Annotated in this window: 24 protein-coding genes; 20 read left to right on the forward strand and 4 right to left on the reverse strand. The window is 67.7% G+C overall.

The window, feature by feature from the left end:
- The first annotated feature begins 8 nt into the window (after positions 1-8).
- From ACGFNJ_RS32175 to fabG, 18 genes are all read left to right on the forward strand, one after another.
- Positions 9-635: an SRPBCC family protein gene (locus tag ACGFNJ_RS32175; RefSeq protein WP_393456767.1), complete on the forward strand. Its 627-nt coding sequence runs from the start codon at positions 9-11 to the stop codon at positions 633-635.
- A gap of 6 nt (positions 636-641) precedes the next feature.
- Positions 642-1418 carry a class I SAM-dependent methyltransferase gene (locus ACGFNJ_RS32180; RefSeq protein ID WP_393456770.1) on the forward strand — a complete coding sequence of 259 codons (777 nt, stop codon included), beginning with the start codon at positions 642-644 and terminating at the stop codon, positions 1416-1418.
- Positions 1419-1547: 129 nt separating this feature from the next.
- The gene (locus ACGFNJ_RS32185; RefSeq protein ID WP_393456773.1) at positions 1548-2915 is read left to right on the forward strand and encodes an aspartate aminotransferase family protein; all 1368 of its coding nucleotides are present in this window, start codon (positions 1548-1550) and stop codon (positions 2913-2915) included.
- 62 nt (positions 2916-2977) lie between these two features.
- Positions 2978-3634, forward strand: a complete 657-nt coding sequence (locus ACGFNJ_RS32190; RefSeq protein WP_393457448.1) for an acyl carrier protein — start codon at positions 2978-2980, stop codon at positions 3632-3634.
- A gap of 3 nt (positions 3635-3637) precedes the next feature.
- Positions 3638-4966: a beta-ketoacyl-[acyl-carrier-protein] synthase family protein gene (locus tag ACGFNJ_RS32195; RefSeq protein ID WP_393456776.1), complete on the forward strand. Its 1329-nt coding sequence runs from the start codon at positions 3638-3640 to the stop codon at positions 4964-4966.
- Positions 4959-6272 carry a beta-ketoacyl-[acyl-carrier-protein] synthase family protein gene (locus tag ACGFNJ_RS32200; RefSeq protein ID WP_393456779.1) on the forward strand — a complete coding sequence of 438 codons (1314 nt, stop codon included), beginning with the start codon at positions 4959-4961 and terminating at the stop codon, positions 6270-6272. Before ACGFNJ_RS32195 ends, ACGFNJ_RS32200 begins: the two co-directional genes overlap by 8 nt.
- A complete protein-coding gene (locus ACGFNJ_RS32205; RefSeq protein WP_393456782.1) occupies positions 6272-6760 on the forward strand; it encodes a hypothetical protein in 489 nt (162 codons plus the stop codon). The genes ACGFNJ_RS32200 and ACGFNJ_RS32205 overlap by 1 nt, the downstream gene beginning before the upstream one ends.
- Positions 6757-8055, forward strand: a complete 1299-nt coding sequence (locus ACGFNJ_RS32210; RefSeq protein WP_393456785.1) for a beta-ketoacyl-[acyl-carrier-protein] synthase family protein — start codon at positions 6757-6759, stop codon at positions 8053-8055. The genes ACGFNJ_RS32205 and ACGFNJ_RS32210 overlap by 4 nt, the downstream gene beginning before the upstream one ends.
- Before the next feature lie 11 nt (positions 8056-8066).
- The gene (locus tag ACGFNJ_RS32215; RefSeq protein ID WP_393456788.1) at positions 8067-9425 is read left to right on the forward strand and encodes a B12-binding domain-containing radical SAM protein; all 1359 of its coding nucleotides are present in this window, start codon (positions 8067-8069) and stop codon (positions 9423-9425) included.
- A complete protein-coding gene (locus tag ACGFNJ_RS32220) occupies positions 9422-9865 on the forward strand; it encodes a holo-ACP synthase (protein ID WP_393456791.1) in 444 nt (147 codons plus the stop codon). The genes ACGFNJ_RS32215 and ACGFNJ_RS32220 overlap by 4 nt, the downstream gene beginning before the upstream one ends.
- Positions 9862-10623, forward strand: coding sequence for an SDR family NAD(P)-dependent oxidoreductase (locus ACGFNJ_RS32225; protein ID WP_393456794.1), 762 nt, complete (start codon positions 9862-9864; stop codon positions 10621-10623). The genes ACGFNJ_RS32220 and ACGFNJ_RS32225 overlap by 4 nt, the downstream gene beginning before the upstream one ends.
- A gap of 9 nt (positions 10624-10632) precedes the next feature.
- Positions 10633-11109 (forward strand): 3-hydroxyacyl-ACP dehydratase FabZ family protein, encoded by a 477-nt coding sequence (locus ACGFNJ_RS32230; RefSeq protein ID WP_393456797.1) that lies wholly within the window; start codon positions 10633-10635, stop codon positions 11107-11109.
- On the forward strand, positions 11106-12386 hold the full coding sequence (locus ACGFNJ_RS32235; RefSeq protein ID WP_393456800.1) for a beta-ketoacyl-[acyl-carrier-protein] synthase family protein: 1281 nt from the start codon (positions 11106-11108) through the stop codon (positions 12384-12386). The genes ACGFNJ_RS32230 and ACGFNJ_RS32235 overlap by 4 nt, the downstream gene beginning before the upstream one ends.
- A gap of 22 nt (positions 12387-12408) precedes the next feature.
- On the forward strand, positions 12409-13164 hold the full coding sequence (locus ACGFNJ_RS32240) for an SDR family oxidoreductase (RefSeq protein WP_393456803.1): 756 nt from the start codon (positions 12409-12411) through the stop codon (positions 13162-13164).
- A gap of 25 nt (positions 13165-13189) precedes the next feature.
- A complete protein-coding gene (locus ACGFNJ_RS32245; RefSeq protein WP_393456806.1) occupies positions 13190-14011 on the forward strand; it encodes a class I SAM-dependent methyltransferase in 822 nt (273 codons plus the stop codon).
- A gap of 3 nt (positions 14012-14014) precedes the next feature.
- Positions 14015-14773 (forward strand): ABC transporter ATP-binding protein, encoded by a 759-nt coding sequence (locus ACGFNJ_RS32250; protein ID WP_393456809.1) that lies wholly within the window; start codon positions 14015-14017, stop codon positions 14771-14773.
- On the forward strand, positions 14770-17127 hold the full coding sequence (locus tag ACGFNJ_RS32255; RefSeq protein WP_393456812.1) for an ABC transporter permease: 2358 nt from the start codon (positions 14770-14772) through the stop codon (positions 17125-17127). The genes ACGFNJ_RS32250 and ACGFNJ_RS32255 overlap by 4 nt, the downstream gene beginning before the upstream one ends.
- Before the next feature lie 19 nt (positions 17128-17146).
- Positions 17147-17851: a 3-oxoacyl-ACP reductase FabG gene (gene fabG / locus ACGFNJ_RS32260; RefSeq protein WP_069160487.1), complete on the forward strand. Its 705-nt coding sequence runs from the start codon at positions 17147-17149 to the stop codon at positions 17849-17851.
- 73 nt (positions 17852-17924) lie between these two features.
- Here fabG and ACGFNJ_RS32265 read toward each other — a convergent pair whose 3' ends face one another.
- On the reverse strand, positions 17925-18722 hold the full coding sequence (locus ACGFNJ_RS32265; RefSeq protein ID WP_393456815.1) for a response regulator transcription factor: 798 nt from the start codon (positions 18720-18722) through the stop codon (positions 17925-17927).
- Positions 18723-18950: 228 nt separating this feature from the next.
- Positions 18951-21140 (reverse strand): aminotransferase class III-fold pyridoxal phosphate-dependent enzyme, encoded by a 2190-nt coding sequence (locus ACGFNJ_RS32270; RefSeq protein ID WP_393456818.1) that lies wholly within the window; start codon positions 21138-21140, stop codon positions 18951-18953.
- Positions 21141-21443: 303 nt separating this feature from the next.
- Here ACGFNJ_RS32270 and ACGFNJ_RS32275 point away from each other — a divergent pair, with 303 nt between their 5' ends.
- Positions 21444-22259, forward strand: coding sequence for a class I SAM-dependent methyltransferase (locus ACGFNJ_RS32275; RefSeq protein WP_393456821.1), 816 nt, complete (start codon positions 21444-21446; stop codon positions 22257-22259).
- 3 nt (positions 22260-22262) lie between these two features.
- Here the strand turns inward: ACGFNJ_RS32275 and ACGFNJ_RS32280 are convergent, their stop codons facing one another.
- Both ACGFNJ_RS32280 and ACGFNJ_RS32285 read right to left on the reverse strand, forming a co-directional pair.
- Entirely contained in the window at positions 22263-23198 is a 936-nt protein-coding gene (locus ACGFNJ_RS32280) for a serine hydrolase (protein ID WP_393456824.1), read from the reverse strand.
- The gene (locus ACGFNJ_RS32285) at positions 23195-24070 is read right to left on the reverse strand and encodes a LysR family transcriptional regulator (protein ID WP_393456826.1); all 876 of its coding nucleotides are present in this window, start codon (positions 24068-24070) and stop codon (positions 23195-23197) included. The genes ACGFNJ_RS32280 and ACGFNJ_RS32285 overlap by 4 nt, the downstream gene beginning before the upstream one ends.
- 178 nt (positions 24071-24248) lie before the next feature.
- Between ACGFNJ_RS32285 and bla the strand changes: the two genes are divergently transcribed.
- Positions 24249-25157 (forward strand): class A beta-lactamase, encoded by a 909-nt coding sequence (gene bla, locus ACGFNJ_RS32290; protein WP_393457451.1) that lies wholly within the window; start codon positions 24249-24251, stop codon positions 25155-25157.
- Position 25158: the final 1 nt, after the last annotated feature.

A 25158-nucleotide genomic window follows, 5' to 3' on the forward strand; every position in this document is an offset into this window, starting at 1 on the left:
AGCATCTCATGACAACCATGCCGCTGGACGACATCCCCGGACTGTTCCGGTGCGAAACGGTCTCCCGCGCCGACGCGACCGCCACGCTGCTCGCGCTGACCAAGCAGCTGCGTGGCCGCACCGTCGACGCCGACGTGTACACCGTGCATCAATACGTCGACTGTCCGCCGGAGGTGCTCTACGACTATCTCGTCGATATCCGCAGCGTCGAGGAATACACCTACAGCATGCGCAATTTCCGGCCCGACGGCGACACCGGACGCTACATCGGCGAGGACGCCACCGATCCCGACACCAAGATCCACCTGCGCATCATCGGCAATCGTGAGGTCGGCACCGTGGACTACGAATCGGCGTTCGACCAGGGCGAGGATCTGTGGATGGTGTTCTGCGGCCGCGTCTTGTCCGCGCGCCACGTGCAGAACCGCAGCGGCGCGCTCGTGTCGTGGACGATCTGGCGGCACCCGTATTACGACAAGAATCCGTACCCGCACTTGTCTCCCCGCGGCCGCCGGAGCTGGCCAGGCACGATGTGGCCACTGTTCCATGCGTGCGACGTGCTGGAACTCCGCAATATGCAACAGATCCTCGAACATCGCCTGCGCACGCAACCGCTGCCGACCGGGGGACGGTGAACCGTCATGGCCGATATCTACGGCGACGCCGCCGAGTTCTACGACATCGCCGGTCGCCCCTATTGGAAGCCGCGCGCCACCGCACTGGCGAACGCCATGACCCCTGCCGCACAGACGAATTCACCGATCGTCGATGTCGGTGCCGGCACCGGCCTCGTCGTCGAGATCGTCGGCGCCGCACTGGCCGACGTGCCGATCCTCGCGATCGAGCCCTCCCCTGCCATGCGGGCCGCACTCGCCAGCAGGGTGCAAGCGGATCCCGCGCTCGCGCGGCGGGTGACGATCGCCGCGACCACCCTGGAGGAAACCGCCCTCCCCGACCGACTCGGCGGCGTGGTCGCCTGCGGCGTGCTCGGGTATCTGACGCCGCAGGATCGACATCGGTTGTGGCAGTTGCTCGCCGACCGACTCGCCCCCGGCTGCCGTGCCGTCGTCGACGCCGCGCCCTTTCCCGCGACGCGAACGGTCCGGCCGATCCGGGTCGGCGCAGCGCGCTTCGGCGAATGCAGGCACGAGATCTGGCTCGGCTCACGGCCTGCGGCGGTTTCCGGCCGGATCGAGCTGACCACGATCTGCCGGGTGCTGCGGGACGATCGGACGGTCCGGGAGTCGATCAGCACCCAGGAGTGGTGGGCGATGGACATGCGTACCATCCTCGCCGAAGCCACTGCGGCCGGACTCCAGTGTCGCAGGGCCGGATGGGATCTCGCAACGTTGGCCGTCTCATCGACAGATTCTCTCAATGCTCAGCTGAGCGCCGCGACAGCATCCACCAAGCGTTGAGTCAGGTGTGATCGTACGGCTGAGGAAACGGGTCCGTACCCAACGCTATCGTCATTCCAACACGAGACCGGTTCGCTCAGAACATCTTCCATTCCGGTCCGTCTTCGAAATGGCGACGCGAGGAGTGTCATGCCGAATCAGATTGAGTCGGAGACAGATTCGACATTCTGGCACGGATTCACCAATATGCGCGGTTTCCGGAAGCGCGGCATCAGTATCGCCTCCGCCGACGGCGTGTGGGTGGTGGATACCGAAGGCAACAAGTATCTCAACGCTTTCGGCGGATTGTGCAATCTGAGCCTCGGTGGCGCGCATCCGGAAATCATCGAGGCCATCCGCGAACAAGCGGGGAAACTGCTCTACTTCCCCATCGAACGCGCAACGCATCAAGCCGCCGACGAATACGCCCGCAGGCTGGCCGCGGTGACGCCGGAGGGGATGAACACCGTCTTCTACGCCTCCACCGGATCCGAGGCCAACGAGACCATTCTCAAGATGATGCGCCAGTATCAACGGATCCGTTTCGGCCAGGACACCACGAAACTCGGTGTGATCGCGCTGGATCGGGCTTATCACGGCGTCACCTACGGCGCGTTGAGCGCCACCGGCTCGGCCTTCCGCCGGTTCCGTCAGCAATTCGAGCCGCTGATGCCCGGCTTCCATCACGCACCATCGCCGTACGCCTACCGCTGCGAATCCGGCTGCGCCGGAACATGCAGCCTCGCCTGTGCCGACGCCGTCGAGACCATGATCGAGCGGCTCGGTGCGGGAAATATCGCGGGTGTCCTGATCGAACCGGCACTCGGTGTCGGCGGCGCAATTGTGCCGACCCGCGAATATCACGAACGGCTTCGCGAAATCTGCGACAGCAATGACATTTTGCTGGCCTACGACGAGGTGATCACCGGATTCGGCAGGTTGGGTGAATGGTTCGGCGCCGACTACTTCGGGGTGCGTCCAGATTTCCTGGCGCTGTCCAAGGGCATCAACAGCGGCTATCTGCCGTTCGGCGCCGTTGTCGTACACGACGCCGTGTATCGCGAATTCCTCACCGCGGTGGACGGTTTCATCGCGACCGGGAGCACGACGAACGGCAACCCGCTGTGCTGCGCCTCGGCGCTGGCCACCCTCGACATCATGCAGCGCGACGGCATCGTCGACCAGGTGCGCCAGACCGGCAAGTACCTGTTCGACAAGTTCGAGAACCTGCGCGAGCACCCGATCGTCGGGGACATCCGCGGCGCGGGACTCCTGATGGGCATCGAACTAGTGAAGGACCGCGCGACCAAAGAGCCGATCCCGCAACAGCAATGGCAGGTGATCGAGGACCGGCTCGCGTTGAGCGGACTGATCATCGGCAGCCAGGGCGCCGAAGGCCTCGGCGGAACCATCGGCATCGTGCCGCCGCTCACCATCACGACCGACGAGGTCGACGAGCTCTACCGACGCCTCGACGGCGTGCTTGCCCGGTACTCCCGGCTCACGGCCAAGGGCTGAATCCACCCCCAGACAGAACCAACCCCCCGTACATCGATCCGAGGAGGAACGCTGTGAGTTCCATGCTGAGTTCGGACGAACTCTCCGACATCGTACGCAGCGCAGTCGCTTTGGCGCTCGCCGTCGAACTGGACGACGTGACGTCGGACAGACTGCTGATTCCGGAGCTCGGCGCGGAATCGATCGACTTCCTGGACATCACGTTCCGGCTCGAGCAGTTCCTGCCGATCTCCGTGCCACGCGACGATCTGAACGAACAGGCCGAGGACGTCTTCGGCGCGGGCGCTGCCGTCGATACGTTGCGCAGGCTGACCCCGCTCGGCGCCTACCTGGTCCGGGAGCGCCTGCTCGGTGTCGACCTCAGCAAGGTCGAGCCGGGGATGCGGGTCGAAGACGTTGCCGCGCTATGGACGGTCGAGACCTGGGGAGGCCTGTGCAAGCGGCTGCTCGACACCATCCCGGAGACGTGCCCGTCCTGCGGCGGCAACCGCACCTTCGTGCGCAACGCGGACGGCGAGTTCCACGCCGAATGCGACAAGTGCGCCACCGAACTCACCGCGATCCCCGGAGATGAGCTGAACCAGAACTGGTTCGAGGAGATCCGGGATCTCGACGAGGTGGCGCGGTTGGTCGAGCAGAGTCGCGCGCAGGCCGCCGAGGCGGCCGCCGCGACGGCACAGGCGGGCGATCCCGCGCCGGCCGGCGCGATCTCGGAGTGAGCGATGCCCGGCGAAGCGCACCCGCGGCGGGTGGTCATCACCGCGGCCGAGATGGTGACTCCACTCGGCTGGGACGCCGAGACGACCTTCCGTGGCTTCGTCGACGGCCGCTCCGGAATTCGCACGATCTCCCGATTCGACGCGTCCGGGCTCGGCTCGCAGGTGGCCGGTGAGGTCGAGGACGGGTTCCTCGCGGCGGCGGCCGCGGCCGGATATCTGGCGGACGCCGAGAAATTGGCTGCTGCGGCACCCAGGGTGGTCCAACTCGGGCTTGCCGCTGGCACCGCCGCGGTGCACCGGGCTGGGCTGACCGAGACGCCTGCCGAGCGGTTCGGGGTGTGTGTCGGCACGTCCGGTCAGATGTATGACATCGGCGCGCTGGACGGGCTTCTGCACACCAGGCAACTCACCACGGGCGCAGGCGGTCCTGGCCGGGAGTTCGTCGGAATGCTTGCCGCGCAACGCCATACCCTGCGCAAGAACGCGCCGGCGGCGACGCTGGCCAACGCGTGCGGCGCGGCGGGGCCGACCATGACGGTATCGGCGACGTGCGCGTCGGGCACCCAGGCGATCGGCGAGGCGACCCTGTGGATCCGCGAGGGCGACGCCGAGGTGGTGCTCGCTGGCGGCTGCGATTCGCTGCTCAGTTTCCTCGGCATCTCATCGTTCGATCTGCTCACCGCGCTGGCCACCAAGTTCAACGACCGGCCCTCGGCGGCCAGCCGTCCGTTCGATCGCCGACGCTGCGGCTTCGTGATGAGCGAGGGCGCCGCGTTCGTCGTCCTCGAGGAGCTCGAACACGCACTCCGCCGTGGCGCCCAACCGCTGGCCGAGGTGGCCGGGTACGGCACCTCCTGTGATGCCTACCGGATCACCGACAGCCCGCCGCACGGTGAGGGCGCCGTATTGGCGATGTCGGGTGCCCTCATCGACGGCGGGTTACGCGCCGAGGACATCGACTACATCAGCGCGCACGGCACCTCGACATTGATCAACGATCGGGCCGAAACCCGGGCCGTACACAAGGTTTTCGGCGATCGCGCGACCTCGATTCCGATCAGCTCGCAGAAGTCGATGATCGGTCACTCGATCGCCGCCGCGGGCGCGATCGAATGCGTCACCTGCCTGCACGTGCTCCACACCGGACTGGTGCCGCCGACCATCAACTACGAATTCCCGGACCCGGACTGCGATCTGGACTATGTGCCGAATGTCGCTCGTGCGCAGCAGGTACAGGTCGCCATGAGCAATTCGTTCGGCTTCGGCGGCCAGAACGCGAGCATCGTGCTGCGCCGCTGGCCGGGCGCTGCGGAGGGCAACGGTCATGCGTGACCGCGTGGTGGTGACCGGCGTCGGCGCGGTGTCCGCGCTCGGCAACGATCCGCGCAGCCAGTGGAAAGCATTGCTGCGCGGCGCATCCGGCGTCGCACCGCTGCACGATCTCGCCGAAAACCTCACCCTGCACGACGACGCAGACCGGCCGCTGGCCGCCGGCCGGGTACGCGGCATCGACCCGCGGGAGTGGATCACCGATCGCAAAGCCGCCCGCGCCATGCGGCTGCACACGCACATGGCGTTCGCCGCGACCGGACAGGCCTTGGCCGCCGCCGCGCTCGACCGCGACACCATCGACGCCGACGCGACCGGCATCACCCTCGGCGTCACGATGATCGACTACGACATCGCCGATCTCGAGCTCGCGGCACGCCGATCCATGGACGGGACAGGCGGATTCGACGTCGACCGGTTCTGCGGCAGCGGGTGGCGCTCGATCTCCCCCATGGTGTCGATCGTGATGCTGAACAACGCAACGCTCTGCCAGATCGCCATGCAGTACGGCTTGCACGGACCGAATGCCTCGTTCAGCCCGTTCGGTGAAGCGGGCGGGCAGGCCATCGGCGCCGCGCTGCGCATGCTGCAGGAAGGCGAGGCCGAGGTCATGCTAGCGGGCGGCGTCAGCCCCCGGTTGAATCTGTCCGCGCTGCAACGCATTCTCTACCTCGGCATCGTCGCGACGACCACCGATCCCGCTGCCGTGTCGTGCCGGCCGTTCGATCGCGACCGCACCGGAACCGTGCCGGGCGAGGGCGCGGCGATGCTCGTGCTGGAGACACTCACGCACGCCAAGGCAAGGGGCGCACATATTCTCGCCGAGGTGCTCGGCCACGGCGCCGCCCTCGGGGCGCCGGATCGGGAACCGTATCCGCCGCGCCGGGCCATCGAACGGTCCTTCGCCGCGGCGCTCGACGACGCCGCGGTGACACCGGACCGGCTCGCTTGCGTGTACGCCGATGCGCCAGGACTGCCGTCGGGCGACAGCATCGAGGCGACCGCGATCAGCGCCGTGCTCGGCACGCACGCCGGCACAGTTCCCGTGACGTCCACGAAGGGCGCCACCGGCCATCCGCTGGCCGCGGCGCTGCCGTTGCAGAGCGTTTTCGCCGTGCACACCCTTACCGAGCACTATGTCCCGCCGGTCGCCAATCTCCTTAATCCCGAGCTTGATTCGGACCTGGATCTGGTACGCGGCGACCCACGACAGGTACAGAACGGCGATACCGTCGCGTGCCTCGCCGCCGGCTTCCAAGGCCAAAGCGAATGCGTCGTGTTCGGAGCGTACGAAGCGAAGGTGGCGTGATGCGTTTCCTGCTCTATGACCGGGTGCTCGAGGCGACCAAGGGCGAAACCATGGTCGCGGTCAAGCACGTCTCGCTCACCGAGGATCATCTCGGCGCGGGCTACGCGGGCCGCAGGCTGCTGAGCGGTTCGCTGCTGCTCGAATCGATGGCGCAGGTTGCGGGCTGGTTGGTGCACTACAGCACCGATTTCACCGTCTCCGCGTTCCTCTGCATTATCGATCGCGCTGAGATCGTCGGCGAGCTCGCGCCGGGCAAGGCGATGCGGGTCGAGACGCGGATGCTCAGTCTGAGCAAGCGGTGGGCCCAGCTCAGCTGTGCGGCCTACGACGACGCGACGCCGATCGCCCGCGTCGCGCGGTTCAACTATGTCCTGCAAGACATCACCGATCCCCGCGAGATCGCGGCCGAGGAGAATCGGTTCCGCTACTACTCCGGCTGGCCGCTCGAACAGATCAGGGCCGTACCGACCGAGCCGGTGATCTCGTGAATCGCGTGGTGGTCACCGGACTCGGCGCGGTCACCCCGATCGGGCTGGGCCACAAGCAATTCTGGGACAGCCTGGTCGCAGGCATCTCCGGCGAGGCGCCGATCACCCTGTTCGACGCGTCCTCGCTGCCGACCCGCATCGCCGCCGAGGTCGCCGACTTCGACGTCGAAGAGTATTGGGACGGGCCGTTTCCGGCAGCACTACGCGACGATAGGCAGGCGCGCTTCGCACTCGCGGCCTGCGCCATGGCGCTCGCCGACAGCGGCCTGCGTCGGTCGGGCGAGCCGATCGCGGCGGACACCGACCGGGTCGGGCTGGTGCTCGGCGCGGGGCTCGGCTTGGTCCGGATGGTCGATATCGCCGGACATCTCGGGGCGGACGGACGGTTCCGTGTGCCGATGCCGCTGGCCGATCTGGCGGCGATCGATCCGGTGTCGCTGATCCGCGACCCACAGGACCTGGTGATCGGCTTGCTGGCCAGTCACCTCGGTGTCGCGGGCCCGACCACCCTGATCACCTCGGCCTGCGCGGCGGGCGCACACGCGATCGGCACCGCATTCCGGCAGCTCCGCCGCGGTGACCTCGACGTCGTGCTGTGCGGCGCAATGGATTCCATGATCAACCCGCTCGGCATGGCCGGGCTCGTTGCGCTCGGCGCACCGTCCTTCGACAATCTTCCCGGCCGGACCGGCAGGCCGTTCGATGCCACCCGAACGGGTTTCGTCGTCGGTGAGGGCGCGGGCATGGTCGTGCTGGAGACCGAGGCGCACGCCCGCCGCCGCTCGGCCCCCTGGTATGCCGAGGTCGCCGGATTCGGCAGATCGCTTGACGCACACCGGTTCACCGAACCGCACCCGGCCGGCGCAGGCGCGGCACTGGCGATGCGCTCGGCCATGGCCGACGCGGACGTGCACCCGGCGCAGGTCGGGCTCGTCAACGCACACGGCACCGCCACCCTGCTCAACGACCGGGTGGAGACCATCGCGATCAAACACGTCTTCGGCAGCGCGGCGGCACAACTCGCGATCACCGCGAACAAGTCGATGACCGGCCATCTCATCGCCGCCTGTGGCGCGGTGGAATTCATCAGCACCGTGCTCAGCGTGCGTACCGGCACCGTGCCGCCGACGGTCAACTATCGCCATCGCGATGCCGAGTGCGATCTCGACTACGTGCCAGGCGCCGCGCGGCAGCTGCCGGTCGAGGTGGCGCTGACCAATTCGTTCGGTCTCGGCGGACAGAACGGCACCCTGGTGGTGCGCCGCGCCGCCGACGACGCGATGACACCAGTCTGAGGATGGCGCATATGCACGTACTACTCGTGAACCCCGACGTCCGGGACAAGAGCGTGATCTACGGCAACCGCATGCTCAATCCCGTTCCGGTCAACCTCGCCTATCGCGCGGCCATGACCTCGGTCGAGCATCAAGTGACGGTGATCGACGAGAACTCCACGCCCATCACCGATTTCGCCCGCTTCGCCGAGGTCGACCTGGTGGCCGTCACCTCGAAGTTCTTCGGCGAGCGCCGAACCGGCGAATTGGTGCGCGGTTTCAGCGCACTGGGCATACCGGTGGTGATCGACGGCTACTTCCCCAGCTACGACCCCGAGGCAGGCCACATCGGCGCCGCCTCGGTGATCCGAGGGGAAGTCGAGCGGGTGTGGCCGCAGGTGCTCGACGACGCGAGCAGCGGCCGCCTGCTCCCCCAATACCTGGGCGGCCCTGTGGATCTGGCGACGTTGCCGCAGTACGGTCCCGCACATCTGCCGCCACACGACTATGTGTTTCCGGTCGAAGCCACCAGGGGTTGCCCGTTCTCGTGCAATTTCTGCATCGAGACCCGGTACCACCACGAGGCGTTCCGCACCCGCCCGATCGAGCACGTGCTCGCCCAGATCGACGCGCGCACCGGCAATTTCGTCCAGTTCTCGGATATCAACATCGTGGGCAATCCGCGCTATGCGCGGACATTGTTCGCGGAGCTGGAGCCGAGGCAGCTGCTGTGGGGTAGTCAGGCGACGATCACCATCGCCCAACGCCCGGCGCTGACCGAGGCGGCCGGTCGCGCGGGCTGCATGCTCGTCTTCCTCGGCTTGGAGTCGGTGCGCCCGGAGAACCTGATCTCCTCGGACAAGGGCTGGAGCCGTCCGACCGACTACCGCATGCTCATCGGCCGCCTGCACGATGCGGGCATCGGGGTTATCGGGTCGTTCGTCTTCGGCTTCGCGGGCGATACACCGGACGTGTTCGAGCGGACCTTGGAGTTCGTGGTCGAGAACGAGATCGAGATCTGCCATTTCAATCCGCTCGGCAGCGGACCGGGCGTGCCGTTGTACGCGGAGCATCTGCGCGAGGGTCGCATGGTCGACCCGGGCCCCGGCGGGCCCTCGCATCTGCGTGCCTCGGTGGCTCCGGTGTCGATGACCGTCGGTCAGCTCGAGGAAGGTCTCGAATACCTTTACACCAGAGCCTATTCCCGCGAGATCACCCGGCAGCGGCTGCGCCGCTATCGCATGAACACCCCGCTGCCCGGCCCGCAGTCCGCGGCGAAGAAGCGGGCCGTCATCGGCCTGAACCTGGCCTACCGGCGTGCCGTCGAGCGGCACTACGGTGCGACCGTCAGCGTGGCAGGCGCCCCGCACGACGCGGAGCAACTGTCGTGACCCGGGCCGTAGCGACATCGTTTCTGCTGCCCGCGATCTCGGGCAGCACCGGGATGACGGCCGGCGTCGACATCGCCGCGGTCGGTCGGGTGCGCACGTTGCTCGCCGCGGGCACCGCGTTCGCCGATCAAGTGTTCCAACCCGACGAGATCGCCTACTGCACCGGATTCCGCGACCCGGCACCGCATTTCGCCGCACGGTTCAGCGCCAAGGAGGCCACGTTGAAGGCCTTACATGTCGGCCTGGGCGTGCCACCTGCGACCAAGCGCCTGCGCGATATCGAGGTCTGCCGGTCCACCGGAGCACCACGGTTGCTGCTGCACCACCGCATGATGGCGCTCGCCCGGCGGCTCGGCATCACCGGCGCCGCAGTGGCGCTGAGCCACGACGGTGACTACGCCGTTGCCTACGTGCTGCTGGCCGGGGCGGTGCACCGATGAACCGGCTCAGTGATTCCGTCGCCCTCGTGACCGGCGCCGCAGGCGTGTTCGGCACGGCCATCGCCACGCGCTACGCCGAAGAAGGCGCGTCGCTGGTGCTCACCGATCTGGACGAGACCCGGCTGAAGACCACCGCCAAGGCGGTCGAAGCCGTTGCCGCCGTGCCGATTTCCATCTTCGTCGCGGACCTGACCGCGCCGGACCAGGTGGCCGGGCTGTTCGAGCACACCGACGAAACCTTCGGCAAGATCGACGTCCTGATCAACAACGCGGGCGGTGCACTGCGCTCGCCGCTGGTCTTCCACACCGACGCTGACTGGCACCGGATGCTCCGGACCAACCTCGATACCGTCTTTTATTGCAGCAGGCAGGCAGTGCGCCGGATGCTGCCACGTCGCAGTGGCCGGATCATCACCGTGTCCTCGGCGCTCGGATTGACCGGTGGCGCCGACGAAGTCGCGTACGCGACCGCGAAGGCCGCGGTCATCGGCTTCACCCGCAGCGTCGCACAGGAGGTCGGGCGCCGCGGCATCTGCGTCAACGCGATCTGCCCGACGCTCGCCGACAGCGGCGTCAGCCGGGAGTACTTCGGCGGCTTCGACGTCGATATCCGCGCGGTCGCAGGCTATCTCGCGCGACGAGCGGCCATGCCGCGCCCGATCGCGCCCGACGACGTCGCCGATATCGCGGTCTTTCTCGGCGCGCGAGCCAGTGCATACCTCAATGGGCAGGCCATTCTGGTCGGCGGAGTGGGATAGGAGTTCGGCGTGCGGTTCCTCATGGTTGACGCGATCACCGATTTGGACGGCGGACGCAGAGCCGTCGGTGTGAAGAATGCCGCGATGAGCGAAGACTACTTCGCCGATCACTTTCCCCAGCAGCCGATTCTGCCCGGTGTGCTCGTGCTGGAGGCGATGACCCAACTCGCGCGCTGGCTGGTCGTCATCGGCAGCGAGTTCCAGACGACGGTCGTGCTCAGCGCAGTACAGCACAGCAAGTTCATCGACTTCGCCGTGCCGGGCGACCGGCTCACCGTCGAAGTGGACAACCTCGACGGCGGCACCTCGCCGGTCCCGGGGACCGAGATGGAGTTCCGCGGCACGGCGCAGGCCCACGGCCGCAAGATCGCGACCGCGACCTTCCGCTGCCGGAGTTATCCACTGGCCGAATTCGAGGATCCCGAGGCCACCCGTCGGCACTATCAGGTCCTGCTGCTCAACGGGTCGAAGGTGAACGGGCAATGAGGCGCCGGGTGGCCGTCGTCGGCGCGGGCGTGCTGTCGTGCCTCGGTACCGACTATCGCCGACAGTGGCAGCGAATTCTGGCCGCCGAGACCGGCTTACGGCGCCGTGACGACGACTCTGCGCCCGAGCTCGGGTACTTCGGCGCGGTCGATGACGCCGAACACCCGATTGCCCCTATAGATCGCAAGCATCTCAAACGACTCACCAGGGCCTCCCGGCTCGGTGTGTTCGCGGCAGATCTGGCGGTCGCGGACGCGGGACCCGTCTTCCGTGCAGCCGCGGCGCCGCGACGCGGCATCTACATCGGCTCCAACGAAAACGAGGACGAGAAGAACTATCTCGAGCGGTTCGCGCCGGTGCTGGCCACCGCACGCCGCTCGGACGGCACGCTCGACTACCACCAGCTCGGCCAGGCCGCGCTGCGCCGGGCCAAGCCGGACTTCCTGCTCTCCGGTCTGCCCAATGCCGCGCTGTGCCAGATCACCATCCGCCACGAGATCTGCGGCGCGAACAGCACATTGGTCGACGGATCGGCCATGGGTCTGTGTGCCGTCGGCCGGGCCTTCCGCGCTGTGCGCGACGGTCGCGTCGACGTCGCCGTCTGCGGTGGAACCGACGCGGGCGCCGATGAATTCGCGCGGCTGGCCCTGCACGAGTTCGGGTTGACCTCCGCCTGCCGCGACGGTGTTCGCTCGGTCCGGCCGTACGACCTGCACCGCGACGGATACGTCTGTGCCGAGGGCGCGGCCGCGCTCGTGCTCGCCGATCTCGACCTGGCACGCGCCAACGACGCGAACGTCTTGGCCGAGATCGTCGGCTTCGGCGCCGCCACCGATCGCGGGCGTCCGCTCGCCCCCGATCCCGAGGGCAGCGGCGTCCGTGACGCGATCGCGCGCGCGATCGCCGACGCCGACGTCGATCCCCGCCAGGTCGGTTATGTCTACGGACACGGTGACGCCACCGCGGACGGCGATCGTTCCGAGCTGCGCGGCATCGCGGAAACCCTGGCGCGCCAACGCCGGACGCGCCTCACCGGCACCAAGGCCGCGACCGGGCACATGGGCCCCGCCACCGATGTCGCCGAGTCGGCATTCGCCTGCCTGAGCATCCGCGACGGCATCGTCCCGCCGACACTCAATCTCGGTGTGCCCGACAACTGTGCGCGCGAGGTCGAGATCGTCGACCGGCCGTCGGCGCTCGACGCACCGTATCTGCTCACGCTCAGCCGCAACGTGGACGGGCCCGAGGTCGCCGCGCTGGTCCTCGGCGCGGTGTGAGATCGAAAGAGAGGCAACGGGTATGTCAGCGGATCTGGCAGGGCGCACCGTCCTGGTGACCGGCGGTTCCCGAGGCATCGGCCGGGCGATCGCACTGGAGTTCGCCGACCGCGGTTCGGACGTGATCCTCACCTACTGGCGCCGACGATCCGCGGCCCGCGAGGTGGTGACCGAGATCGAACGCAAGGGCAGGCGCGCACTCGCCCTTCGCGTCGATGTCGGCGAAAGGGACCAGCTGAAAAAGCTTTTCGCGGATATCGCCGAGCAGTGGGGCGCACTGGACTTCTACATCAACAACGCGGCGTCGGCGATCATGAAACCGCTGTTCGCCATGGAGGCCCCGCACTGGCGCTACACCCTCGACACCAACATCACCGCGGCGTTGTTCGGCTGCCGCGCGGCCTACGAGCTGATGCCGGAGGGGCGCGGCGCCATCGTGCTGCTGTCGAGCATGGGTAGCCGCCGTTATCTGCCCAGCTACGGCGGGATGGGTGTGTGCAAGGCCGCCATCGAATCGATGGGTCGATATCTGGCAGTCGAACTCGCGCCGGGCGTCAACGTCAACACGGTCTGTGGCGGGCTCATCGAGACCGAATCCATTCGCGCGCTTGCCGGCGCCGACGAGTGGATGCGCCAGGTCGCCGAGGTCGGTCCGATGAAGCGGATCGGCAGACCCGAGGACCTCGCCAAGGTGGTCGCGTTCCTGTGCACCGACGACGCGAGCTGGATCAGGGGCCAGACCATCACCGCCGACGGCGGCGCGTCGCTGACGTCATGAGAACCAACGATTAGGAGAAGCTCTCGTGCGCACCGTGATCGAGGAGACCCGCGGCATCTACGACCTGACCCACCGTCAGATCACGCTCACCCCGTCCGGGCAGGCCATGATGGCCTATCTCTGGCGGAACTGGGGCGGCTATGTCGGCCAGCTGAGCTGGACGACCAGGGACCAGCTGCGCGAGATCGCCCGCGCCGCCGGATTGGCGCCGGGGCAAGCCGTGCTCGATTTGTGTTGCGGCACCGGCGGAATCGCGCGCTACCTCGCCGCGACCACCGGCGCGACATTCACCGGCCTCGACTACTCCGAGCCCGCGATCGACATCGCCAGACGGGTCACCACCGAGCCACCGATCCGTTTCGACCACGGCGACGCTCGTGACCTGCCCTATCCTGCCGCGACATTCGACGCCGTGCTCAGTGTGGACAGCCTCGTCATCGTACCGGACCGGCACCGGGTCCTCACCGAATGTGCGCGGGTGCTCAAACCCAATGGCCGCCTTGCCTTCACCGACGAGGTGCTCACCGGCCCGTTTCCGCGTGACCCGGAGACGCTGCGGGCGTTGACCGTCTACGGCCGCCTGTTCGCCCAGACACCCGCAGGATATCGGCGCCTGCTTGCGCACGCCGGATTTGTCGACATCGAGATACAGGACAGCACCGCGATGTTCGTCGCGATCAACCGGCGCTGGGCCGAGTCCTATCGGATCTTCGAGACGCAAGGCCGAGAGGTGCTCGGCGACAAGCTTTTCGACGACGGGCTTGCCTTCTTCGAGACGCTCGGCGAGCAGGGAGCGGCAGGCAGGCTCGGCCAGGTCCGCGTCCACGCCACCCGCGGGCCGGCGTAGCCGATGGCACACTCCCCCGGCCGCGAGCACCACACCGCCACGCTGCCCGCGGAGGCTGCACTGGCTGTGCTGCACGATGTTTCGAAGACGTTCGGCAGCGGCGGCACTGCGGTGCACGCGCTCGCGGCGTGCGATCTGACCATCGCCGCCGGCGAACTGGTCGTCGTGCTCGGGCCGTCGGGATCCGGCAAGACGACACTGCTCAACGTGCTCGGCGGCATCGAGACCCCGACCTCCGGTGCGATCACCATCGACGGCCGCGCGCTCACCGGCCTCGACGCGAAGGGGATGTCGGCACTGCGCCGGGAATCGCTCGGCTTCGTCTACCAATTCTTCGGTCTCGTGCCGACACTCACGGCCGCCGAGAACATCGCGGTCCTCGCCGAATTGACCGGCGGCTCGGTCGCGGTCCGGGTGCATCAGGTGCTGGCCGAGGTGGGCCTCGCCGACTACGCGCACCGTTTTCCGGCGCAGCTGTCGGGCGGGCAGCAGCAGCGGGTCGCGATCGCACGGGCACTGGTGAACCGGCCACGACTGCTGCTGTGCGACGAGCCTACGGGCGCACTCGATCTCGACACCGGTCGCACCGTGCTCACCCTCCTGCAAGAGCTCTGCCACCGCGACGGTCATGCCGTCGTGCTCGTCACGCACAACCACGCGATCGCCGCCATCGCCGACCGCGTGCTGCGCATGCGCTCCGGGCACATCGTCGAGGCGGTCCGCCAGGACGCCCCGTTGACCGCGAGCGAGGTCTCCTGGTGATCTGGCATCCGACGCTGCGGCGGAAACTGCTGCGCGACATCCGCACCCAGTGGCCGCAGTTCGCCGCGCAGACGCTGATCATCGTGCTCGGCGTCGCCCTGTTCACGGCCGCTTACGGGGCGTACCGAAATCTCAACGCCTCCTACAGCGGAACGTTCGAGACGGAGCGCTTCGCTGATGTCTGGGTGACCGGCGGCGCGGCACCAGCTTTCGCGGCCGAGGCGCGGACCGTGCCTGGCGTCGCCGATGCCGTCGTGCGCAGACAGGCGGATCTGCCGCTGCGCGTCGGCGCGGACAAACTGCGCGGCCGGCTCGTCGGCCTGCCCGCCGACCGGCCGCCCGCCGTCAACGCGCCGACGATCCTGTCCGGCCACTATCCTGCCGCGAACGAAGTGCTGGTCGAGCACCACATGGCCGAACACTTCGGGTTGCGCAGTGGCGCAACGCTCTCGGTGCTCGGTACCGACGGCTGGCGCGAGGTCTCGGTCGCGGGCGTCGCGTCCTCGGCCGAGTATCTCTGGCCCGCCCGTAGCCGCCGGGACATGTTTCCGCTGCCCGACAACTTCGGCGTGCTCTTCGCGGCGGAGCCGTTGGCCACCGCACTTGCGCCGGAGAGCACCGAACAGGCACTGATCCGATTCGCCGAACCGCCGAGCGTCGCCACGGCGGACCGGATCAAGGACTTGGCCGCCGCGCACGGCGCTGAGGAGGTGGTCAGCAGGGCCGACCAGCCGTCGAATTGGCTGCTGCGCATGGACATCAACGCCTTCGGTGAGCTTTCCTACCTGTTCCCGCTGTTGTTCCTGAGCGTCGCCGGTCTGGTGGCCTATGTGCTGCTGCATCGGCGGGTGTGCGCCGAGCGTCCGGTCATCGGTGTGCTGCTGGCAGGCGGTGTCGGTCGCGCGACGCTGCTGTGGCACTACCTGCAGTACGGGATCGCGACCGGGCTGGCCGGTGCGCTCGGCGGAATCCTGCTCGGGCTGGCTGGATCCGGCGCGCTGACCAGCGTCTACCTTCGGGCGATCGACCTGCCCGCGTCGGCGGCGGTGGTCGAGGTGCTGCCGATAACCCTGCTCGGCGGAGTGACTTTCGGCGTCGCGGCCGGAGCGCTCGGCGCGCTTGCGCCGGCGCTGCTCGCATTCCGCACCCCGCCTGCGACGGCGATGCGCGGTGCCACACCCTCGGGGTCCGGCCGAATCAGCCTGCCGGAGCGGTTGATTCCGGTGCTGCGCCGGCTCCCGGCACGCTGGCTGCTCGTCCTGCGCAATATCGGCCGCAGCCCACGGCGGACCTGGAGCACCGTGCTCGGCACCGCGTTGTCGTTACTGGTTATCCTCACCTCGTGGACGATGCTCGACACCATGACCACGGCGTTGGACGTGTCCTTCCATCAGGTGCAAACCGCCGACGCGCGAGTCGATTTCACCACTCCGGTCGATCAGCGCCGCCTGGCCGAGCTGACCGCGGCCGAGGGTGTCACCGCCGCCGAACCGATGGTGCAGCTTCCCGTCACCCTGCGTTCGGGCGGCAATTCCTATTCGACCGTGCTGATCGCGCTGCCGAGGGACACTACGATGCACGGACTGCGTCCCGTCGCAGGCTCACCCACCGCCCGTCCGGCGAACGGCATCCTCGTCGGCAAGGGCATCCGGCCGCTGCTGCACGTCGATCTCGGCGCCACCGTCGAGGTGAATGTGTCTGGCGCACAGGCTGTTCAGGTGCCGATAGCCGGTGTGCTCGACGAGCCGATCGGCACCTTCGCCTACTGCACCATCGAACAACTCGACGCGCTGGCCGGTGCGCCCGTTCCGGTCAACTCCGCACTGCTTCGCCTCGCGCCGGGCACCGATCCGGACCAGATCCGCCGTGTGCTGTCGGATCGCCCCGACATCGCGGCCTTCGAGGACCTCGATCAGGTGAACCGGCTCATCGACCGCTACGCCGGATTCTTCTTCGTGTTCATCGGCGTGATGCTGGCGCTCGGGGGGTTGATGGCCTTCGCAATCATCTTCACCACCATGTCCATCAACATTGTCGAGCGGCGGCGCGAGGTGGGTGTGCTGCGGGCGGGCGGGATGCCGCCCGGCATGGTCGCGCGGCTGATCACCGGCGAGAACTTGCTGATGACCATGCTCGGCGTGGCACCGGGCCTGGTTCTCGGCGTCCTCGGCGGCCGCAGCTTCCTCGACACCTACCGCAACGACCAATTCCAGCTGGACCTGGTCGTCCGGCCGGGCACGCTCGGCATCGCGGCGCTCGCCGTCGTGTGCGTCGCGACCGTGTCACTGCTCCCTGGGCTGCGTGCCGTCCGCACCCTCGACCTCGCCGCGATCCTGCGCGAACGGTCCGATTGACGCGGAAGGACATGCGCTGATGAACCATTCCGCCTTCGTCACCGGTGGCAACCGCGGCATCGGCTTGGCCATCGCCCGTGAACTCGCGCGCGGCGGCAAGGCGGTGGCGGTGACGACGCGCAAGGGTGCACCGCCCGACGGATTGTTCGGCGTGCCATGCGATGTCACCGACGAGCGGCAGGTCGACGCCGCCTTCGCCATGGTCGAGCAGGAACTCGGCCCGGTCGACGTCCTGATCGCGAACGCGGGCATCACCAAGGACGTGCTGCTGGCAGCGATGACCGAGGACGATTTCGCATCCGTGGTCGACACCAACCTGGTCGGCACCTTCCGGGTGATCAACCGGGCCGCGCGGACCATGATCCGGCAGCGGCGCGGCCGGATCATCCTGGTGTCGTCGGTGACGGCGCTGCTCGGTTCGGCGGGGCAGACGAATTACGCGGCGTCCAAGGCGGGCATGATCGGGCTGGCGCGGTCGCTGGTGCGCGAGCTCGGCTCCCGCAACATCACTGTCAATGTGGTCGCCCCCGGGTTCGTCGACACAGACATGACCGCATCGCTGACGCCGAAGTGGCGCGCGGAGGTCACCAAGAAGATCCCGCTCGGCCGGATCGCCGACGCCGCCGAGATCGCCAGGGTAGTGGCGTTTCTCGCCGGTGACGATGCCGCTTACATCACCGGCGCAGTGATCCCGGTCGACGGCGGGCTCGGCATGGGCCACTGACAACGTGCCGCGCGAACTCGGCCCAACCAGCGTCGCTGATCGCGCGTGCCAGACGGTGGTTGCCGGGAGTCCCCTACATACCGGGCGCCACACGCCGACCAATCGCGGAGTTCTCAGATGGCCACTGAGGGGCGCGGCGCACCTCGACGCTCTGTTGCGGCCCGCGGGCGTGCCCGTTGCCCGCGCTGTCGTCGAGCAGCGCGATCAACCCGGTTTCATAGGCCACCGCGACGGCTTGTCCGCGCGTGCCGACCGCTAACTTCTGCAGCACGTGGTGGACGTGGCTGCGCACGGTGGTCGCCGAAACCGACAGCTGCCGTGCGATTTCCGCGTTCGACCGACCGTGCGCGAGCAGCCCGAGCACCTCCGCCTCGCGCCGGGTCAGGCTCCCGGCCACCTGCATATCCGAGTTCCGCGCGACCGCGGGCGCAACGACATGGTCGAGCCCGCCGACGATCTGGGGCGGCACCACGAGCCGATTGCCGACCGCGACCACCCGAATAGCGCACAGCAGCTCGAACGGCGAGCAGCCCGAGGACAATAGCGCACGCACCCCGGCCCGAACGAGTTTGACAGCGCGTGCGACATCTTCCTCGGTCAAGACCATGATTACTTTCGAGGCGGCGACAATCTCGGCGAGGCGATGTTTTCCTTCGATCGCACCGACGAGCAATACCACGTCGGGTGCGTGCGCTTTGACGGCGCCGAGCAGACTGTGGCCGCCCGAAACATCGTCCACCACATGAATATCCGGCTCGCGGTCGAATTGCGCGCACAGCCCTCTGCGCATCAGCGGACTATCCGCACAGACCACGACGCGGATGACGACCTGTTTATACGTCGCGGCGCCCTGCGGACGGCACTCGTTCACCGTCGGAATGGGGACGAGTGGCACAATTGTGTCGCACGATTGCCGAGCACGGAGATCCGCTGGCCCGTTTCCATTGCGTGACACGACATCTCACGCTCCCATCATTAACCAGCGAACGCAAACCAGGGTAGCACGCTACCGTTCGGACACCGCTTTGTTTCAGCGACGAAACAATGTACAAATCAACGATTCTTGCTGTGCACATTGCTGATTCATGGCGGCCGATAATCAATTCGCAATGCGTCCCTTTCGATCACCGTATGCCTCACGCATCCGCAACACGGTCGCAGCAATTTCCCGGCCGACGGTGCCCGCTAATGCGGCGAGCGTGGTTCGATCAACGGTCCACCGCGGCATTCGTTCCAGGAATTCACCGACTTCGGCCATGGCCGCGATCAACTCGGCGGCGCCGTCACCGGCCACACTCGGCACGATCCGCATTTGCAAAGTAATTGCGCCGCATTGCTTTACGATCAGCCGCGCGATCACCGCCTCGGCATAGTTCTGCACCGAAGGCCGCGGCCGCGCACCGATCGCCCGCGGCGAAAGCACCAGCCGCCCGAGCAGGCCGACCCGCCGATATCCCGCGAACAACGGTGCGCGCGAGGCGCGTTGCAGCATGGCCTCCATGGCCTCCGCTACCTGCGCGGCGTCGCGCCTGGCGGGCTCGGCCGCTTCGATCGCCGCGAGCGCCAGCGCGGCCGCCATGTCGTTGCGGTAGTGCGCGCGTACCCAGTTCGCCGTTTCCGGTGCCGTGCGTGTGAGCGTGGCGAAGACATCGGCGGAGACCATGGCGGCGCCGATCGGCACGAGTGCGTCACTCAGCCCTTTGGACAAGGCGACCAGATCCGGCCGGAACCCGCGACCGGTGCAAGCCAGGAAATGGTCGAGATCGCACCGCCAGAAGCCGGTGAATATCTCGTCGACACCGACCAGGAACCCGGCGGTCGCACGCCGAAGCTCGATCTCGTCGAGGACCTCCTGCGCTATCTCGCGACAGTCGTAACCTTGCACGATCTCCAACCAGACCAGGGCGATATCGTCGCGGCGCAGCGCCGCCCGCACCCCGGCGATGTCCTCGGGATCGACCTCGATCACCTCGACCGGGTAGGGACTGAAGGCATGCTCGTCCCGGTCGCGGAAGAACGAACTCGTCCTGCTCAACGCCAGCGAAATGGGGCCTTTGCCCGAATAGTTGCCACGCAGCGTGAGCACAGCGCCGCGGCCCGGCCTGCAACACAGCGCGGCGAGGACGGCGAGATCGACAGCACTCTGCCCGCTCACCGCGGGAAGCATGAACGGCAAACCGGTGAGCCGCGCGAGCGTGCTTTCCAGGCGCGCATTGTCGTCGCCCGCGCTGCCTGCCGTCCGGATCGCCTCGATCGATTGCACGTTGTGTCCACGGAACGCGGGACCGGTGCCGGAAGCCAGGTCGACATAGGACTGTTCGCCGCGACGATAGGTGACTCCCTCGGCCCGGTCGAACGTCATGTTGATGGCCGCAAGATCGATTGCCCTGGTCTGCCAAGTATTGCTGTGCATGCGCAGCCGGGCGCTCCGGGTGAGCCTGCCCCGCCGCATTCGTTCGATCGCCGCGCGTTCGTGCCGGTCCGTCGGCCGCCAGCGCGTCAACGTCTCGCACAGCATGTGCATGGCGAGCCCGTTGCCGCCGAACGTCGACACGTGCGCGATGCTGTCCATCGTGTTGTTCCAGAGCGCAAACATCTCTCGCGTGAACGAGACAGTGCCACAAGGCATCTCGTTGTCCACGCAGACCTCACCCAGGAACACGATATCGGCGGAAGCCACCGAGGAACGCAACGGTGCCAGCGCCGCCACGTCACCGAGCAGGCCGAAAGCAACTGGACAATCGCTCGCGCGCACCGCCTCTAGCGCAGTGCGCACCGGCGCCAGCTGATCGTCGGTGAGCCCGTCGACGACGACCACATAGGCATTCCAGCCCGCGCCACAGAGGCCGAGGAACTCGCCGGGGGTGCCGACGATCGCCATGCCGTCGGTGACCGTGGCGCGCAACCCTGGCACCGTATGCCCGAAGGCGTAGCGCGCGGTCCAGGTCGGGTCGAGCACCAGGATGCGGCACATCCCCTCGGCGGCGCCGCGATTGTGCCGGTTGCGCACGTACTTCGTCACGGTGCCGAGCGCCTCGACACCGGAGTTCACGAACACCGAATGCCATGCGGTGCCGGTGGAATCGCCGCGGCTGAGCAGCCGGTGCAGCAGGTATGCGGCCACGGCGCCCTCCGGCGGGACGTAGGTGCTCGCCAAGACCATGTTCGGCGACCCGGCGGCAACCCGTTCAGCCAATATCTCGCGTGCCCGGTCGTGCCGACCGCGAAAAGCGGTCGCCCTGTGTTGCCGCGACTCTCGTGAGCCTTCCGGAGCTACACCGGTGGACATTGCCACGCTCCTTGCCGAACTCACCAGAGGCACCAGCGGTTCATCGACGAAGCCACCCATCCACTTATCGTGGATCTGACCGAGTGTCGTCAGAATAACGTCGCAAAAACCGGCGATCATCGGACGATTGATGAGCCGGGTATCAACGCTTGTCGGATAAGCACACATCACTGGTACGTTCGCGTACCCCGCACTGCGCCAATGGGTTCGGCGACGAGTCGATATGGTGGCCTGCGGGACGTATGCGGTAACGAGACAAGGGGTGAGATGGACAGCGGATTCGATTCTGGCACTGTCGAACTGATGCGCGCCAATGAGCGGAATTGGGACGCCCGCGCCCCGATCCACGCGGCCTCCCGATTCTACGGCGCGGACGGCACGACCCCGGCGGAGTCGTGGTTCGCGCCGTTCGAATGGGAGGACCTCGGTCCACTCGCCGACCGCGACCTGGTGCACCTGCAATGCCACCTCGGTACGGAGACAATCGCTTTCGGCCGACGCGGCGCACGCACCGTCGGACTCGACTTCTCCGGCCGGGCGATCGAGCAGGCGCGCCGCATCGCAGACCGGCACGGTGTCGCGGTGGACTACGTGAAATCCGATGTGTACGAGGCGGTGCCTGCGCTCGGCGGCCGCACGTTCGACATCGTCTACGCGGCCAAGGGTTCGCTGTGCTATCTGCCGGATCTGGATCGCTGGGCAGCGGTGGTCGCCGAGCTGCTGAAGCCGGGCGGCGTCGCCTACATCGTCGAATTCCACCCCATCCTCGCCTCTCTCGGCCCCAAGCCGGACCCGAACCGGCAAGAGTTGCTGCTGCGCAACGACTACCTGGAAGGTCGCGGCCCCATCGATCACACCAGCACCCACACCTACACCGACGGCCCGGAACTTCCGGTCGCCGCAGCCGCGGTCTACGAATGGGCGCACGGCATCGGCGAGGTCGTCACCGCATTGATCAACGCAGGCTTGACCATTACCCGACTGCGAGAGACCGAACTACTGCCCTATCCCCGATTCGACCGCATGATCCGCGACGACGACAGCGGATGGTGGCGCCTACCGCCGACAGACACTCGCATCCCTTTGCTGTACGCCGTTGCGGCGACGAAGCCCAGCTAGCGCTCATTCCTCCGAAAGTGGCCGACGCAGTTCGGTGACCGCGATGCGGGCGGCCTCGGCGATCGCCGCATCGACGACGGGCAAGTTCGGGTCGGCACGGGCCGCCCGGGTGAACACCGCAACCGCGACGGGGTATTCGCCTGGAAACTCCACCACCGCAACCTCATTGCGGATCACTCCGATGGTGCCGGTCTTCCCCGCGACGCGCACGGTGCTGTGCGGGAAGGCCGCGGCGATGCGATGCGCCCAAACCTGTTTGCGCATCACTGATTTGACGAACTCGGTCTGCTCCGGCGACAGCACCGTGCCGGACCATAGCGCCCGCAGGAACCTGGTCATCTCCTCCGGCGTCGACGCACTGGTGTACGACGGGTCGTAGGCCGACACCGACCAGGCGTCGTCGTTGTCGGCGAGCGCCGCGAAAGCCGCTGCGGTGCTGTGGGTATCGGTGTCGCGGACCAGGCTGCGATGCTGGTCGGCGGTGCCGCCGACGACCCTGGTTTCGGCGAGGCCGAGTTCGTCGATCAGATCGGCGACCGGGCCGAGCCCGACCTGACCGAGCAGCACATCGGCGGCGGCATTGTCCGAGACCGTCATCATCGACGTCGCCAGATCGCGCAGGCTCATGGTCACCGAATCATGCAGTGCGGCAATGCCGGTCGGGCCCGGCGTGCAGTCGGACGGCAGGATCGTCAGTCGTTCGGTGGCGTCGATCCGGCCGGTGTCGACGTGCCTGCAGAACGCGACGAACAGCAGCAACTTGTACACCGACGCGGTGACCACCCGGTCCCGACCATCCACGGAGATCTCGGCGCCGGAGTCCGTGCAGCGACGCGCGTGCAGCCACCCGGTGCAGCCCGCATCGGCGAAGACCGCGCGAATGCGTTGCTCCGCGGCACGCACGCCGGTCAGCTCGTCCCCGAGCACGGCCCTTCTCATTGCAGTCGCTCCCGGTACAGCACGCGATCCACCACGTCGATATCGATGTCGACCCCGGCCCGCCGGACCACCCGCACGCGCAGCGCCACCGCCTGCGGCGCCATGCCGAGCCACGTGACACCCGGCGTCGCGGACGGCGGCGTCGCGGTCAGCCCGAAGCTCATCCCGGCAGCAACGGCGGCGAGGACCGCGCGCTCGTCCGCCGCCACCACCGTCGACGTGTCGAGCCCTCGCTCCCGCAGCAGGTCGAGAACAGTGTCGTACGCAGGCGGATTGGCAGCCCGCGGCGCGTGCGCGAAGCTCAGATCGGCAAGCATCCGGAAAGTCGGCCGCTCGGCAACGGCGCTGCGATGCTCCGACGGCACGACCAACCAGCGCGGCACCTTGACCACCGGCCCGGCCTCGAGCCCGTCGACGAGCGCAGGATGTTCGATCACCGCGACATCGCACAGACCCGCCCGAACGTCGGCAACGAGGTCTACGGTCGTTCCCACGGTCGTCGACACCACCGCGCCCGCCTCGACCCGGCTGCGCAGCGCGGTCACGCAGGCGGTGACCACCCGGTCGGGCAAAGCCGCGGTCGCACCCCAATGCACGTCGCCACGGGCGTGTGCGATCCGCTTCGATTCCGCGAGGAAGCGTTCGGCGTCGTCGACGAGCAGCCGAGCCCGCGGCAGCATCTGCAACCCCGCCGAGGTGAGCACCGCACCCTGCCGCGTGCGATGAATGAGATCGACGCCGAGATGCCGCTCCAGGCGACGAAGTCCCTGCGACAGTGGCGGCTGGGTCATGTCCAACGCGGCCGCCGCCCGCCCGAAGTGCCCCTCGTCCGCGACGGAGACGAAAAAGCTGAGGTGGCGGATCAGATCCATGCGATTCATTGAACCAGCGCGCCCGTCCTGCCCCGGCCCCGCAGCCGAACCGCGCCGCATATCCGGGCCGCACCGCGCGTCCGACCAGTGTCGATACCGATCTCGACTCGCACACGCCAGGGTGCGATATTGGCCCCGACCATCCCGGCGATGATGTCCTGCGGTGGTGACGAACCCCGTGCTGAACCCCCTCCGCCGCCGCAGGCTGCTCGCCGCCGCGCTCGCCGTCTCCGCCCTCACGGTCGCCGCGTGCGGCACCGACTCGGACACGACAACGGCCCCCACCCAGACAATCAAGGCGACATCCTTCGCGCCCTTCACCGACCTGGAAGCGAAATACGGTGCGCGCCTTGGCGTTTTCGCCGTCGACACCGGCACCGGCCGCACCGTCGCCCAGCGCGACGGCGAACGCTTCCCGATTGCCTCCACGTTCAAGGGGCTCGCGTGCGGCGGCCTTCTCCGCGATCACCCGCTGTCCACCGGCTACTTCGACCAGGTCATCCGCTTCCCCGCCACCGACATCGTCGCCAACTCGCCGATCACCGAGACCCGCGTCGACACCGGCATGACGGTCGCCGAACTCTGCCACGCCGCCATCACCGTCTCCGACAACACCGCGGGCAATCAACTCCTCAAACTCCTCGGCGGCCCCGAAGGCTTCACGGCGTTCCTACGCTCCATCGGCGACCAGACCACCAGGCTCGACCGCTGGGAAACCGACCTCAACACGGCCATCCCCGGCGACGAGCGCGACACCACGACTCCCGCCGCACTGGCCGCCGACTACCGCGCGCTGGTAGTCGACGACGTCCTGGCCAAACCCGAACGAGACCAACTGACCACCTGGCTGGTCGCCAACACCACCGGCGCCGCCCGCATCCGCGCAGGCCTGCCTGCCGATTGGCGCGTCGGCGACAAAACCGGCACCCCCGCCTACGGTTGCGCCCTCGACGTCGCCGTCACCTGGCCACCCGGCCACGCGCCCCTCGTCATCGCCGTCCTGTCGGCGAAGGACCAGGAACACGCCGAACCGGCCAACGCGCAGATCGCCGACGCCACCAAAGTCGTTGTTACCACGCTGAAGTAGG

The sequence above is a fragment of the Nocardia sp. NPDC049149 genome (assembly GCF_043197455.1).
Classification (GTDB): domain Bacteria; phylum Actinomycetota; class Actinomycetes; order Mycobacteriales; family Mycobacteriaceae; genus Nocardia.

Excerpts from the sequence above, each read along its gene's own strand:
- ACGFNJ_RS32250 (WP_393456809.1), top strand. The coding sequence starts at position 14,015 with ATGGCACACTCCCCCGGCCGCGAGCACCACACCGCCACGCTGCCCGCG.
- ACGFNJ_RS32175 (WP_393456767.1), top strand. The coding sequence starts at position 9 with ATGACAACCATGCCGCTGGACGACATCCCCGGACTGTTCCGGTGCGAA.
- ACGFNJ_RS32285 (WP_393456826.1), bottom strand. The coding sequence starts at position 24,070 with ATGGATCTGATCCGCCACCTCAGCTTTTTCGTCTCCGTCGCGGACGAG.
- ACGFNJ_RS32240 (WP_393456803.1), top strand. The coding sequence starts at position 12,409 with ATGTCAGCGGATCTGGCAGGGCGCACCGTCCTGGTGACCGGCGGTTCC.
- ACGFNJ_RS32215 (WP_393456788.1), top strand. The coding sequence starts at position 8,067 with ATGCACGTACTACTCGTGAACCCCGACGTCCGGGACAAGAGCGTGATC.
- ACGFNJ_RS32190 (WP_393457448.1), top strand. The coding sequence starts at position 2,978 with ATGCTGAGTTCGGACGAACTCTCCGACATCGTACGCAGCGCAGTCGCT.
- ACGFNJ_RS32225 (WP_393456794.1), top strand. The coding sequence starts at position 9,862 with ATGAACCGGCTCAGTGATTCCGTCGCCCTCGTGACCGGCGCCGCAGGC.
- ACGFNJ_RS32180 (WP_393456770.1), top strand. The coding sequence starts at position 642 with ATGGCCGATATCTACGGCGACGCCGCCGAGTTCTACGACATCGCCGGT.
- ACGFNJ_RS32205 (WP_393456782.1), top strand. The coding sequence starts at position 6,272 with ATGCGTTTCCTGCTCTATGACCGGGTGCTCGAGGCGACCAAGGGCGAA.
- ACGFNJ_RS32185 (WP_393456773.1), top strand. The coding sequence starts at position 1,548 with ATGCCGAATCAGATTGAGTCGGAGACAGATTCGACATTCTGGCACGGA.
- ACGFNJ_RS32280 (WP_393456824.1), bottom strand. The coding sequence starts at position 23,198 with ATGAGAAGGGCCGTGCTCGGGGACGAGCTGACCGGCGTGCGTGCCGCG.
- ACGFNJ_RS32270 (WP_393456818.1), bottom strand. The coding sequence starts at position 21,140 with ATGTCCACCGGTGTAGCTCCGGAAGGCTCACGAGAGTCGCGGCAACAC.
- fabG (WP_069160487.1), top strand. The coding sequence starts at position 17,147 with ATGAACCATTCCGCCTTCGTCACCGGTGGCAACCGCGGCATCGGCTTG.
- ACGFNJ_RS32195 (WP_393456776.1), top strand. The coding sequence starts at position 3,638 with ATGCCCGGCGAAGCGCACCCGCGGCGGGTGGTCATCACCGCGGCCGAG.
- ACGFNJ_RS32200 (WP_393456779.1), top strand. The coding sequence starts at position 4,959 with ATGCGTGACCGCGTGGTGGTGACCGGCGTCGGCGCGGTGTCCGCGCTC.
- ACGFNJ_RS32275 (WP_393456821.1), top strand. The coding sequence starts at position 21,444 with ATGCGCGCCAATGAGCGGAATTGGGACGCCCGCGCCCCGATCCACGCG.
- ACGFNJ_RS32235 (WP_393456800.1), top strand. The coding sequence starts at position 11,106 with ATGAGGCGCCGGGTGGCCGTCGTCGGCGCGGGCGTGCTGTCGTGCCTC.